This window comes from Lachnotalea glycerini (genome assembly GCF_003201285.1).
Lineage (GTDB): Bacteria > Bacillota > Clostridia > Lachnospirales > Lachnospiraceae > Lachnotalea > Lachnotalea glycerini.
This window is the reverse complement of the sequence record NZ_QICS01000013.1, coordinates 68,728-81,711: the sequence shown is the minus strand read 5'-3', so window position 1 is coordinate 81,711 and position 12,984 is coordinate 68,728. Positions and strand designations below refer to the sequence as shown.

General features: G+C 36.9%; 13 protein-coding genes. 9 read left to right on the top strand and 4 right to left on the bottom strand.

The annotated features are described in order from the left end of the window. The first annotated feature begins 101 nt into the window (after positions 1 to 101). From C8E03_RS18155 to C8E03_RS18115, 9 genes are all read left to right on the top strand, one after another. Complete coding sequence (locus tag C8E03_RS18155; RefSeq protein ID WP_094377344.1) at positions 102 to 566, top strand: hypothetical protein; 465 nt, start codon at positions 102 to 104, stop codon at positions 564 to 566. A 456-nt stretch (positions 567 to 1,022) separates the two neighbouring features. After that, a complete protein-coding gene (locus tag C8E03_RS18150; protein WP_094377345.1) occupies positions 1,023 to 1,901 on the top strand; it encodes a D-psicose 3-epimerase in 879 nt (292 codons plus the stop codon). 10 nt (positions 1,902 to 1,911) lie between these two features. Beyond that, entirely contained in the window at positions 1,912 to 4,134 is a 2,223-nt protein-coding gene (locus C8E03_RS18145) for an extracellular solute-binding protein (protein WP_094377346.1), read from the top strand. A 20-nt stretch (positions 4,135 to 4,154) separates the two neighbouring features. Then, on the top strand, positions 4,155 to 5,138 hold the full coding sequence (locus C8E03_RS18140; RefSeq protein WP_110291777.1) for an ABC transporter permease: 984 nt from the start codon (positions 4,155 to 4,157) through the stop codon (positions 5,136 to 5,138). 3 nt (positions 5,139 to 5,141) lie between these two features. Further along, a complete protein-coding gene (locus C8E03_RS18135; RefSeq protein WP_110291776.1) occupies positions 5,142 to 6,092 on the top strand; it encodes an ABC transporter permease in 951 nt (316 codons plus the stop codon). Between the two features lie 19 nt (positions 6,093 to 6,111). After that, on the top strand, positions 6,112 to 7,626 hold the full coding sequence (locus C8E03_RS18130) for a sugar ABC transporter ATP-binding protein (RefSeq protein WP_110291775.1): 1,515 nt from the start codon (positions 6,112 to 6,114) through the stop codon (positions 7,624 to 7,626). 142 nt (positions 7,627 to 7,768) lie between these two features. Then, positions 7,769 to 8,884 (top strand): sugar ABC transporter substrate-binding protein, encoded by a 1,116-nt coding sequence (locus tag C8E03_RS18125; RefSeq protein ID WP_094377350.1) that lies wholly within the window; start codon positions 7,769 to 7,771, stop codon positions 8,882 to 8,884. A 10-nt stretch (positions 8,885 to 8,894) separates the two neighbouring features. Next, a complete protein-coding gene (locus C8E03_RS18120) occupies positions 8,895 to 9,209 on the top strand; it encodes an L-rhamnose mutarotase (RefSeq protein WP_094377351.1) in 315 nt (104 codons plus the stop codon). A 25-nt stretch (positions 9,210 to 9,234) separates the two neighbouring features. Further along, a complete protein-coding gene (locus C8E03_RS18115) occupies positions 9,235 to 9,921 on the top strand; it encodes a D-lyxose/D-mannose family sugar isomerase (RefSeq protein WP_094377352.1) in 687 nt (228 codons plus the stop codon). 123 nt (positions 9,922 to 10,044) lie between these two features. Here the strand turns inward: C8E03_RS18115 and C8E03_RS18110 are convergent, their stop codons facing one another. From C8E03_RS18110 to C8E03_RS18095, 4 genes are all read right to left on the bottom strand, one after another. Next, a complete protein-coding gene (locus C8E03_RS18110) occupies positions 10,045 to 10,221 on the bottom strand; it encodes an Arc family DNA-binding protein (RefSeq protein WP_115804178.1) in 177 nt (58 codons plus the stop codon). Between the two features lie 98 nt (positions 10,222 to 10,319). Next, complete coding sequence (locus C8E03_RS18105) at positions 10,320 to 11,339, bottom strand: SPFH domain-containing protein (RefSeq protein ID WP_094377354.1); 1,020 nt, start codon at positions 11,337 to 11,339, stop codon at positions 10,320 to 10,322. Between the two features lie 216 nt (positions 11,340 to 11,555). Continuing rightward, on the bottom strand, positions 11,556 to 12,017 hold the full coding sequence (locus tag C8E03_RS18100) for a chemotaxis protein CheX (RefSeq protein WP_094377355.1): 462 nt from the start codon (positions 12,015 to 12,017) through the stop codon (positions 11,556 to 11,558). After that, positions 12,008 to 12,871, bottom strand: coding sequence for a response regulator (locus tag C8E03_RS18095; RefSeq protein ID WP_094377356.1), 864 nt, complete (start codon positions 12,869 to 12,871; stop codon positions 12,008 to 12,010). The genes C8E03_RS18100 and C8E03_RS18095 overlap by 10 nt, the downstream gene beginning before the upstream one ends. Positions 12,872 to 12,984 lie beyond the last annotated feature (113 nt).

Sequence of the window (12,984 nt, the reverse complement as noted above, 5' to 3'; positions counted from 1 at the left end):
CTAATATTGTGTGTATGATTCCGCTTGTCTATAGGGTGGAATTACAAAATTAGGGTGAAAATATATTTTCAACCTATTCTATTCCAAAGGGGGAATTGATTATGCAAAAAAGTGATGTGAACGGCGATGTAATTGATATGATGCTTAGTCAGCTTGGTGCTAAGGAAATTCATAACTTTTCAAGTACAATGCATATTGCCAGTTTTGATTTGGGTGATGGTTTAGAGGTTGCCTATGAATTTAACATTACTCGCAAAGATAAGTATTTTTTGCAACGGATGAAGCCATATGCAATGGTTCATGGCAAATATGCGAGTTATAAAGAGATTATTGATTTTATAACCGAGGATATTGCCAAATTTAAAAAGGCAAAAGAAATAAATGATGCAGCTATTTATTTAAAACTTGCGGAGGAAATGGATCATGTGAAGTCAAGAACGGAGCATATCTTTTTAAACCATAATGTATCTGTGGAAGATTTTAAATCGATGCTGGATGGTTTTAATTCACTGCTAGAGCAGGTAGAGCTTGCAAATAAAAATTCGGATAAAATTAAGATAGATTAATCCATAAAGCGGCAGATAAAGCATTTTCGATATCACATCTCACACTCTTTTGTTGTGAAAAATATACCTTTCATTGTTCTATTACAATGTGAGGTATATTTTTTTTGGTTCGGAAAGACCTTATTGAATTTTCCTCTTGTTCCATAATGCATTAGTTGTAAAACCAAACGTTCAATTGTAAATAAAAACATTGTTACTGTAACAAAATATAAAATTATATAAAATTAACAAAAAATATAATTGTATAATAATGTAATGTGGTAATTATTACCTCATTTTAAAAAATATAATAGATTAAAATGATTGAAACGTATATTGAAACGTTTCATTGAAATTAGCTTCTGTATATATTGAATTATGGAAGTGGCTATACTATTATGAGTATATAAAATTTTAGCATTCAAATTTAAGCTAATAAACTGCATTATTGACAATCTTTATACAGGAGGAGAAGAAATGAATAAAATAGGAATACACTTTGGCTATTTTAACACGGATTGGGATACAGATTTTATCAAGCAGATTGAACAGGTAAAAAAGCTTGGCTTTGATATTTTAGAGGTGGCACCAGGACCCCTTATGAAGCTGTCTAAGGAAATGCGTAAAGAGATAGGTGAATTTGCTAAAAATCAAAATATAGAGCTTACTTTTTCCGTAGGGCTTGGCAAGGAATATGATCTTGCTTCAGAGGATGCAGATATTAGAAAGGCAGGCATTCGATTTACACTGGAGACCTTTGATATTATGGAAGAAATGGGAGGCAGTATGTACTCCGGCGTGGATATTGGTGCATGGAATCAGACATATAGCTATGGTGTTGTAGACAAAAGCCCGGAAATTAAAAGATCAGTTGAATCAGTTAAGGAAATTATGAAAGTTGCAGAAGCGAAAAATATCACATTTGCAGTGGAAGTGGTAAATAGATATGAATCTTCACTAGTAAATACAGCCGAAGAAGCGATGGACTACATCACAAAGGTAAATAGTCCCAATTGCAAAATACTTTTGGATACCTATCATATGAATATTGAAGAGGACAGCTTTGAAAAGGCCATTTTACTGGTTGGCAGACAGCTTGCTCATTTCCATGTAGGAGAATCGAACCGCAAGCCACCAAATACAATGGGTAAAATGCCCTGGGATGAAATAACAACTGCTCTTAAGGAAGTGAACTATGATGGGGCAATAGTAATGGAGCCTTTTATTAAAATGGGAGGCGAGGTAGGTCGTGATATCAAGGTTTGGAGGGATATCAGCCAAAACGCAACCATGGCTGAAATGGAAAAACAGGTTAGTAACTCAGTTAAAATGTTAAGGGAAAAAATGAAACGATAAAGGATGGTCTATGTATACAATAAGAGATGTTGCACGGCTTGCAGGTGTTTCCGTAGGAACCGTATCAAATTATATCAACGGAAAAGAAAATGTAAATGAAGATAAGATAGAGCTGATTAAACAAGCAATGGAAGAGTTGGATTATCGGCCAAATTATATGGCTCAGAATCTAAAAGGACAAAAAAGAAAAATCATCGGCATCCTATTTCCCAATTTGGATGAACCCTATAACGACATATACAAAGGACTTACCGAATATTTGGATATGAAAAGCTTTATAACGGTGCTCAAGCTGACTCACAATAATATTGTATTAGAAAATCAATTTCTGGAACAGCTAGTAAATATCGGTGCAGTTGGAATTATTATGGTATCCAATGATTCTAAAAATATCAAAAAGTATCAACAGATTGAAAAAAAGGGAGTTTCTCTTGTTTTTGTAGAACGAAAAGTAGAACAGGAAAGCTTTAGCAATATTTTATTTGAAAATAAGGATTTGGTATACGATATTACAAGCAGTCTGCTGGAAAAAGATAAAGAATGCAATATAAAGCTTCTTCTTGGTAAGCAGGAATTCTCCAATGAGCGAGACTGCGCAGAAGGATATCTAGCAGCAAGAGAAGCAAGGCAAGAGGATATTATTATCATTAAAGAAATTAACCGGGAAGCTATTTTTGACCGTATTTATCAAAGCATTATGAGTTTTGAGCCAAAACCCGAACATATTATAACCTCTTCGGTAGAATTTGCTCAAATATGTGCAGAGGCATGTAATATTCTCCATGCAGATATTTGTATTCATGCATTAGCAGGCGAGAAATGGTATATGACAGAATTACAAAAAAACGTTATTCAATACGGAAGAAATGCTATATTAATGGGAAAACAGGCTGGTAAGAAAATGAATGAGATGCTGTCCAACCGAAATCTTCCGGAAAAAAGTACGATATATGTGAAATCAAAGAAAAAATATGGAATTCAGGAAAGCAATAACAAATCATACGCCAATCATACGATCCGCATCCTGGCATATCGCTGTGATGCCACAAATGCCTTAAAGAAACTGGCGGCAAGCTTTAAACAGTCTTATGGTATTCATGTGGAATTCCATGAACTGGAGTATACAAAGCTTAGAGGGCAATTAGAGCTTGAATTTCAGACACAATCAAAGGAATATGATATCTATATGCTGGATTTGCCGTGGCTTAGAAGCGTACTGGCAGGTAATGTTTTGACTGATATGTCCAAAAAGGCAAAAGAGGATAATTTACTTTCCCGATACCCAAGAACCATCTTAGATGCTTTCTATAAGGGCGATCGGGGGGTACACATATTTCCAATTATTGCAACAACACAGGTATTGCTGTATCGAAAAGATATATTTTCCAATCCAGATATCAAAGCGCAATTCATGCGTATGTATGGCTTTGATTTATCAGTACCCAATACTTGGTCCAATTTTAATACTATTGCAGAATTTTTTGATAGAAAATGCAACCCTAAATCTCCTTTTGAATATGGAACTGCTGCAACTGCATTGGAACCGATTGGTCTTATTAACGAATTTATACCGCGGCAATGGGCCTTTTATGGCAAAATTGTAGACCGATGGGGTAAGGTCATCATTGACAGTGATGAAAATGTAAAGGCACTAGAGAATCTGGTTACTACCTTTGAACATATACCAACGGGCACGGAGGAATATTTCTGGGATGACATTTTTGAATTGTTGTTAAAGGGCAAGATTCCAATGGCACATGGATTTGCATCTCACTATCAGCCCGGAAAGTATTCACTTGAGGGTGACACTTATGAAAAATATATAGGAGCCGTTCCGGTACCGGGTTATAAGCCAATGCTTGGTGGTTGGGCACTTGGAATCAATAAATTTTCAAAGCATGTAGATGAATGTTATGAATTTATCAAATGGAATTTAAATGACAAAATTGCGATATCTAATATGCGTTTGTGTGGCTGTGTACCAATCACGACGGTATTTCAAGATGATACACTTAAGGTGAGCTATCCGTGGCTTAACATGGTAAATGAAAGAATTGAGCTTGGACATTTACGAGAAGAAATACTGGATACCAAAAAGCAGATTATCAATACAGAGGCTGTAGATAAAGTGATATCCTGCGGAATTAAGAAAGCAATTTTAAAGGAAGAAAATCCGGTAGATGCTTTGGATAAGGTAAAAAAAGAATTAAACAAATTAATAGCAGGAGAATAGTATTAGGAGAGGTATACGATATGAAAAGAATAAAGCAACTATTACAAGCTGATTTATCCAGTGTAATTATCCCTATTATTACCATTTTTGGATTGCTGGCAATAACAAGTGAAGGATTTTTATCCTCCTATAATATGTTTTCAATCTTTCAGTCCGTTCCTATTTTTGTGATCGTTGGACTGGCGCAGATGATTGTATTATCACTTGGTCAAATGAATTTGGCAGTAGGATCAATTGGTGTACTTTCCAGTGTTGTTTTTGGTATAGCAATGCAAAACTTAGGAATGCCAACATCGGTCAGTATTCTTTTAGCCTGTATTGCGGGGGTATTACAAGGCTTAATACAAGGGGTTATGGTAACCAAGTCGGGAATTAATCCATTTATTATTTCATTGGCATTACTTAGTCTTTACAAGGGATTGGCACTGGTAATAACAAAAGGACAACCATTCTCAGAATTAAATGCAGGTTTTAGTGCTTTTGGCAATTTAAAAATTGTCGGACTATTCCCGGCAACCATATTTATTGCAGCATTAGTAAGTGGAATTATGTATGTACTAATCAGATATCGTAAATTAGGAAAAAGACTTTTAGCTTGCGGGGCAAACGGTGTTGCAGCAATCTACTCAGGAGTCAATTATGACAAGACAGTAATTATAGGTCATGCAATCAGCGGCGGTCTTTGTGCTATTGCTGCCATATTGCAGGTGTCACGTTTTGGAAGCGTTCAGCTTTCAATCGGTGATGACTGGATGCTAACCTCCTTTGTGGTACCGGTACTTGGTGGAACCTTATTATCGGGTGGAAAAGTAAATGTAATCGGAACCTTTTTAGGTGGCTTTTTAATGGTTCTGATAAATAATGCGATTGTATTATGGGGAGTAAGTTCTTATGCAACCAATGCGGCAGTCGGACTGATTCTTCTTTTGGCATATGAAGTTGACCGTATGAGAAAGAAAATGATGAACAACCAGGCCAAAAGTGCAGTGGAAAAGGAGGCATAAAAAATGGATTTTGCAAAAATAAGAAAATCAAACAGCTTTAGTGTATCCATTATTATCGTGTTCATGGTTGTAGTAATGTGCTTTTTCAAAAGAAATTACTTGTCTGCAGATAATATCAGTGCTTTGCTAAAGGTATTAGCCGTAACTACTTTGGTCGGTGTCTCACAAATGATTAGCATTGCAAGTGGAGGAATGAATGTATCCATTGGGTCAGTCGGAGCTATGGCAGCAATTCTAAGTGGACTTTTAATGCAGAATTTAAAAGTGCCTGTGTTGTTAAGTATTTTGATTGGAATCGGAATCGGAGTACTTTGCGGGATCATCAATGGTTTATTGATTTATAGAAATGGAGGAGTAGGAGTAGCAAGCTTTCTAACTACATTAGCAACCAATTCTGTATTTATAGGCATTATATATATGATTACAACGGGACACGGAGTCAGTAAAATACCGGACGCATTTGTTGCTATCGGAAGTAGTAAAATAGGACCGGTTCCAACCTCCGTTTTGATTGTTGGGGTACTGATTACACTCGTATACTTTATGTTTACCTATACGAGTCTTGGAAGACAGATTTTAGCCTTTGGAGCGAATCCTAAGGCAGCAGAATTATATGGGATATCTAGATTCAAAACCATCCTTTCAGTCAATATCATCGCTAGCATTCTGGCAGCAATCGCAGGGATGCTGGTAGTGATGAGAGTTGGAACAGCACAACCAGATATTGGCTCAGACTGGATGCTTCAATCTTTTGCGGCGCCACTTATTGGAGGAACCAGACAGGCAGGTGGAAAGGTCGTGGTATTTGGTGTTATCTTAGGAGCATTGGTACTTACAATTATTGAAAATGCATTAGTGCATCTGGGAGTTGATGTGTATTGGACGGAATTGATTAATGGAGTGGTTATTATTGTTATCATGGCATTTGATCGTTTAAGGTCAATTAAAAACTAGGAAGGCAGAGGTGTAGAAAATGTCTAAAAAAGAAGAATATATTCTGGAACTAGAAAATATCACCAAAATATTTCCTGGTGTAAAGGCTTTGGATGATGTGTCTTTTAAGATTAAGAAAGGAGAGGTTCATGCTCTGGTAGGAGAAAACGGAGCAGGAAAATCAACCCTTATAAACATAATTTCAGGAGTTTTTGGCCCGACACAAGGGAGTATCAAGGTGAACGGTAAGGAGGAAAAAATTACAAATCCAAGCAAAGCCTTTGAGCTTGGAATTGGTGTTGTGCATCAGGAAAGAAACCTTATCGATACCTTTGATATTGCTGAAAACATTTGTTTTATGGATATTTCAACAGGTAAAAATAAGATGAAGGATAAAAAGGCCATGAATCAAAAGGCGGAAAGGGCAATGGAGCGAGTAGGGCTTGATTTAAAGCCTTGGCAGGGAATCGAAGAACTTACCTCAGGAAAGAAGCAGATGTTAGAAATTGCAAGAGCCATGTGTATGGATTCTAAAGTATTGCTGCTGGATGAACCTACGGCTTCCATTTCCTTAACTGAGGCAGACATGCTTCTAAAAACCGTAAAGCAGCTCAAAGAAGAAGGCGTTTCCATTATCTATATCAGCCACAAGCTGGAAGAAATCTTTGAAATTGCAGATAGCATTACCGTCATTCGCGATGGGAAAAATATAGGAGAAACATTGTCTGCCTCTTCTTTGAATAAAGATAAGCTGATTGAATTAATGGTAGGAAGAAAATTTGTAACAGAAACTTACAACAACCGTGATTTATCCAAGGAGCCGGTTATTTTGGAAGCGAAAGATATTAGCAGTAAAAAGAATCCGATTCCGAAATCTTTTCAGCTTAAAAAAGGAGAAATACTTGGCTGGTATGGTCTGGTAGGAGCAGGAAGAACCGAATATGCAAGAGAGATAATCGGGATTGACCCAATCACAAATGGAAGCCTTTTAATAAAAGGGAGTGAAGTAAGCATCAAAAGCTATGAAGAAGCCTTTCAAAGATATAAGCTATGCTATATCTCAGAAAATCGAAAAGAAGAAGGCTTATTTTTACAGCATAATATTACAGATAATGTAGGAATTATAGCATTAGATCAGATATGCACCAAGGGCGGCTTTATTTCATATAGGAAGCAAAATGAAATTACAGAAAGCTATAAAGAATCATTAAGTATTAAAGCAAAGGATATTTTTGTAGAAACAGCAAGCTTAAGTGGAGGAAATCAGCAAAAGATTTGTATTGCAAAGGGTCTGTGCGTCAATCCTGAGATTATGATTATTGATGAGCCTACTGTTGGGATTGATGTAAATACCAAGGGAGAAATCCACAAATTAATCTATGAGCTTTCCGTGCAAGGGATTTCAGTTATAGTAATTTCGTCCGATATGGGAGAGCTTGTCGGAATTGCAGACCGTATCATAGTATTTAGGGACAATGAAATCAAGGGAGAGCTTGAAAACAGCAAGGACTATGAGAGTATGAGTACAAAAGTCATGGGAAGCATTTTATTGTAGCAGACGAATGTATTACTTAAGGCTTAGCAATAAGATAACGGCCGTATTCTTATGTAAGCTTGTAGTTAAAATACAGGTAACTATTCAGCTCATTATGATTGGATAGCCACAAATACAGAACAACCAAAGGAGAGGTAATTTTATGAAAAAAGGAAAAAAGTTTATCAGTATTGTTAGTTGCGTTGCATTGGCAGCAGGAATGATGGCAGGCTGTAAGGGAGGCACAGACTCAAGCTCTTCTTCTTCACAGACACAGGATAAAACAGCTTATGACCAAAGTGTTTGGAAAGATGTTGTCGAATTTGGAGCAGTAGATGGAAAAACCGATAAAGATTATGCATTTGCAGGAGTATTTGGAGCAATTAACTCCTATAGTGATCCAATGCAGGGTGCGGCTGATATAGCAGCAGAAGAATTAGGCATAAAGGCAACGGAGTTTGACGCTCCAAAAGATTGGGTTCAAAATGATCAGAATACGATTTTGGACGGTTTGATTGCGAAAGGAATTAAGGGTATTTATATGATGACCTCAGACCCGGTTGCAGGAAATGAGCAAATTTCGAAAATGACAAGCTCAGGTGTTCCAATTGTATGTGTTGGAGGTTCACCGTCCACACCATCGAAGGCAACCTTGACGCTTGCAACGGATGTATATCAGGCAGCCTATGACGGTACGATAAATCTGATTAAAGCGATGGGAGAAACAGGCGGTGTTGTAGGTCTATGCGGTGCAGTAACCGATACCAATACGCAGTCAAGAATGGAAGCAATTCAAAAGGCCTGTGCAGAGTATCCAAACGTTGAGCTAATCCAGATTATTGGTGATATTGATGAATCAGAAGCATCTGTAACTGCAATTGAAAATATTCTTGCAGCAAAGGGTGACCAAATTAGCGGTTTTATCAGTACCTGCTATTATCCTTCCGTTGCATTGGCAAAGATTCTTTCAGACGAAAGGTATAGTAATGTTCACGCAATTGGCTGTGATACCGATGAAGCAGTATTAGATGGTATAAAGAGTGGAGCATTAGATGGAACCATGTCACAAAATCCTTGGGGACAGGCTTATCTTGCTACCGTTACACTTAAAATGCTGACAGATGGATGGACCTACAAAGCAGATCAGGATTTCTTAGTTGACTCAGGCTCATTCTATATAACAAAGGATAATGCAGATAAGGTAGAACAGACACAAATGGAAGCAACAATGGAAATGGCAAAAACCTGGACCGACCGCTTTGATGCTCCCGCAAAGTAGGTGAAAGAAGATGAGGATAGGCAGAGTCGTAAAGGTGAAAGCAGACATGAAGGAACGTTATAAGCAGCTTCATGCCAAACCATGGGCGGAGGTGACAAAGGCAATCCATGATTGCAATATAAAAAACTTTTCCATTTATCTAAAGGGAGAGCTGCTATTTTCCTATTTTGAATATATCGGTGATAACTATGCACAGGATATGAAAGCACTGGATGAATTGACCAAAGATTGGTTAAAGGAAACCGACCAGTGCCAGGAGCCGGTAGAAGGCGCCTTGGAAGGTGAGCTATGGAGCGTCATGGAGGAAGTATTTTATCAGGAGTAAAATTGACAGAAGGTGAGGTTTTAACATGAAACGTTCAGAAATAAATCAGGCCATTGTAATAGCAAAAGAGGCATTGAAAGCCATTTCATTTCAATTACCCTATTTTGCAGAATGGGGAATTAAAGAATGGAAGAGCAATCAAGATAAAATAGCAAACATAGAAGAGGTTATGCTTGGATGGGATGTAACCGATTTTGGCAGTGATGATTTTGCACACATAGGAGCTGTTTTATTCACCATTCGTAACGGAAATCTCTATAATGATAAGGCAGGAGTTCCATATTGTGAAAAGATAATCGTATTGCAAGAGGCAGGCGGTCAGGTGATTCCTTTCCATTATCACAGTAATAAGACAGAAGATATTATTAACCGGGGCAATGGCGTAATGGTGATTGAATTGTATCAATCCACAGAGGATGGCAGGTTAGATACCGAAAGTGAAGTAGCAGTTTTTATGGATGGCATAAAATATATGGTAAAGCCGGGAGAGCTGATTGAAATTCTTCCTGGTAACAGCATCACCTTAACACCAGGCTTGTATCATCGGTTTGGTGCCAAAAAAGGAGCTGGTAATTTAGTAGTCGGAGAAGTATCCAAAATTAATGACGACAATACAGACAATGTATTTGCAGAAGAACAGAAGCGTTTTTCGGATATAATCGAAGATGAACCAATACTTCATCCATTGTGTAATGAATATCAGAAATTATAAATAAAGTATAACAGAATCAAGTACCTGCACTCTTTCTTTTAAGGGCGCAGGTACTTGATTCATTAAATAAACTCATGAGCGGAATCTTCCATTGCTTCTTATGTTTAGTATAAAGTGGACTTCCTATTTTTTACGGTTTTTTACACACTCAGCCAACAAATATTCAATTTGTCCGTTAATGGAGCGAAAATCATCCTCAGCCCAAGCAGCAAGTTCATTCCAAAGGCCAGGTGAAAGGCGAAGCAGGACTTGTTTTTTGGATTTTTCTTTTTCCTTTAACGTTTTTTCTTTCTTTAAGATTTCTTGTTCTAGTTCTTTCAAGCTTTCAAGACGTTCTTTTAATTTTTCTTCCTTGCTATCTAAATTATTTTCCATAATATGATCCTTTTTATAACAATTTAGTAAATGGAGCCGCTATTTACGATTGGTTGTGCATCCTTGTTTCCACACAAAATAACAAGTAAATTGCTGACCATTGCTGCCTTTCTTTCTTCATCCAGAATGACAATTTCCTCTTCGCCTAACTGGTCTATTGCCATTTTCACCATACTAACGGCACCTTCTACAATTTTCTGGCGGGCAGCTATGATTGCTACAGCCTGCTGACGCTGTAACATGGCAGCAGCAATTTCTTCTGAATAGGATAAGTGTGTGATACGAACCTCCTTGACCTCTAAGCCCGCTTCCTCTACACGCTGCTGTAATTCAATTTTCATGCTATCTGCAATTTCCTGGCTGCTCCCGCGCAGTGTTTTTTCGTCACTGTCATTCTCCATGGAATCATAAGGATATAATCTTGCCACATTACGTATCGTAGAGTCACATTGAATGGATAAAAAGGTCTTGTAGTTTTCAACATTAAATACTGCCTTGGTCGGGTCTGATACTTTCCAAATAACAATGGCACCAATAATAATGGGATTCCCAAGTACATCATTTACCTTTTGTTTTTCATTATTTAACGTCATTGTCTTTGTTGAAATTTTTTTACCTCCGGTAGAACCTATATTGATTGAAGTGGGTTTAAAATTTGCAGTTGTTTCTGATGTGCCGGAATCCATAGCCTTAGTTGCAGGATTAAAGGCAGTAGCAAGAGGATGGGTATAATAAAAGCCCTGCTTTTTGATGGTTCCGTAGTACTGTCCGAAGTATGTGAGCACCAAAGCTTCATTGGGATTGACAATGTGCAGCCCTGCAATAAGAAAGAAGAAAGCAATAAATGCCAGAATACCAAGTGTCAAAAATATAGTGCCGGCTACAACATAGTATCCGTCGTCCAATAAAAAGACACCATAGATAAATGCTGCTATTGACAAAAGCAGCTCTATAATTAGCAACGCTAAAGCAATTCCCCCAGGTGTCGGATTTAATTCCTTTTCTTCTACATGATTTAGATTGATTTTTTCTTTTTGCTCCATAATAAGCCTCCTAAATAAGTATATTATAATGATATCAATTTGATATCATTATAATATTCCTTGCCCTGAAATTTGTCAATACTTTTTTACACTTCATGAAAAATAATAACAAAGCAAATCTTGCAAAACATATAATACGTGAGCCTTGTATAAAAAAATCAGGGCTGAATCTGTCTAATTAGATTATGCCCTGATTTTACTTATGTTTATGTAATTTTAATTCTCAAAAGCAATATTAATTTCTACCGGAATATCATTGGCCAGAAGCTGAACACAAAGCACTTTATTAGAACTCATTTCAACTGTAACATTAGAACCGTGCAAGAGTGTAGGCGTAGAGATATCAATTGGGATGCCTGAAGTAGAAAAACAGGTAGCGGCATTTGCCGTTAACATATTCGTCAGCTCAGATAATGCACTTTTGGCCATTTCGTCAAGCTCTTCAACCGGCATACCCATCATCATGGTAGAAGCTATTTTTTTGGCATGTTCTTTGTCTAAGACATAAACAATGTTACCTTTTATTGCTCCGACTATACCTACTACAATAATTACACCTGAGCTGATTAGCTCTTTGCCTTTCACACTTAAATTGCCTTTTTTTATGCTATTAAAGCCAAGCTGAGGCATTACAGTTGTAAAAGATTCAATAAAAGGATTGATATATTTTATATCCATTTTTCTTCACCTCTTTTAAAACCTACGTTTAACAATATGTCACCAAAATTAGTTTCTGCAATTGCAGTAGTTGTTCTAAAATTAGGGGTTGATATAAAAAGACTGTCACCATGCAGAATAGATGGTGGAGCAACACGAAGTCCCAGTGCTTTATTTTTTCTATTTAATATGGAGCATGCATTACCAGATACAATATTTGAAAATTCCCCCAGAGCGGCTAAAAGCTCATCCGTATTTTTAGGCTCACGTCTTAATAATGCAGTGGCAAGATTATGAGATGTTTCCTTTGATAAATCAATTAACATTCGCCCAGAAAATTTACCGATGATTCCTATAATAATTGTCATGCCGTCTGACTCATATTCCTTATCACTGGCATATTCTTCTTTGTAAGTCAATGAAGTCTTGGTCATTCGGTTCAGACCATCCATTAAGCCCTCTTTAAAAACTGCAAAATGCTCCTGCTGTAGTAATTCATAAAGTTCGTCGGAAGCCATAACACGATTTATCGCAGTTATAAGTTCATCTGCATCAACTGGTTTTTGAATGTAGGCAGATACCTTATTGTCTCTTGCTTCCTTTATAATTTCTTCATCCATCATAGAGCTGACTACGATGACCTTGATGGTTTCATCAATTTCATGAATGGCACGAGTACATTCAAGACCATCCGTACCAGGTAATGTCATATCCATAGTAACAAGAGTAGGTTTCTTTTCCCTTATTACTTCTTTCACTTCTTCTAAATTACCTGCTTCTCCTACAACCTCATACCCATTCTCTTCAAGAATATTCTTGATAAAAGCAATTGAAAAAGATGAGTCATCCACGATTACGATTTTTATTTTACCCATAAAATGCACCAACCTTTTTTCGATATTATACATATAAACATAACATATTAACAGGAAAAAGTCATTAAGGTATATTCTATTTTGGGAAATTTTAGATATATTTTAGGGAAAAA

Bases quoted from the DNA above. Each gene is read 5' to 3' on its own strand.
- C8E03_RS18115 (WP_094377352.1), top strand. From the start codon at position 9,235: ATGAAACGTTCAGAAATAAATCAGGCCATTGTAATAGCAAAAGAGGCA.
- C8E03_RS18145 (WP_094377346.1), top strand. From the start codon at position 1,912: ATGTATACAATAAGAGATGTTGCACGGCTTGCAGGTGTTTCCGTAGGA.
- C8E03_RS18095 (WP_094377356.1), bottom strand. From the start codon at position 12,871: ATGGGTAAAATAAAAATCGTAATCGTGGATGACTCATCTTTTTCAATT.
- C8E03_RS18155 (WP_094377344.1), top strand. From the start codon at position 102: ATGCAAAAAAGTGATGTGAACGGCGATGTAATTGATATGATGCTTAGT.
- C8E03_RS18135 (WP_110291776.1), top strand. From the start codon at position 5,142: ATGGATTTTGCAAAAATAAGAAAATCAAACAGCTTTAGTGTATCCATT.
- C8E03_RS18100 (WP_094377355.1), bottom strand. From the start codon at position 12,017: ATGGATATAAAATATATCAATCCTTTTATTGAATCTTTTACAACTGTA.
- C8E03_RS18125 (WP_094377350.1), top strand. From the start codon at position 7,769: ATGAAAAAAGGAAAAAAGTTTATCAGTATTGTTAGTTGCGTTGCATTG.
- C8E03_RS18140 (WP_110291777.1), top strand. From the start codon at position 4,155: ATGAAAAGAATAAAGCAACTATTACAAGCTGATTTATCCAGTGTAATT.
- C8E03_RS18105 (WP_094377354.1), bottom strand. From the start codon at position 11,339: ATGGAGCAAAAAGAAAAAATCAATCTAAATCATGTAGAAGAAAAGGAA.
- C8E03_RS18150 (WP_094377345.1), top strand. From the start codon at position 1,023: ATGAATAAAATAGGAATACACTTTGGCTATTTTAACACGGATTGGGAT.
- C8E03_RS18130 (WP_110291775.1), top strand. From the start codon at position 6,112: ATGTCTAAAAAAGAAGAATATATTCTGGAACTAGAAAATATCACCAAA.
- C8E03_RS18120 (WP_094377351.1), top strand. From the start codon at position 8,895: ATGAGGATAGGCAGAGTCGTAAAGGTGAAAGCAGACATGAAGGAACGT.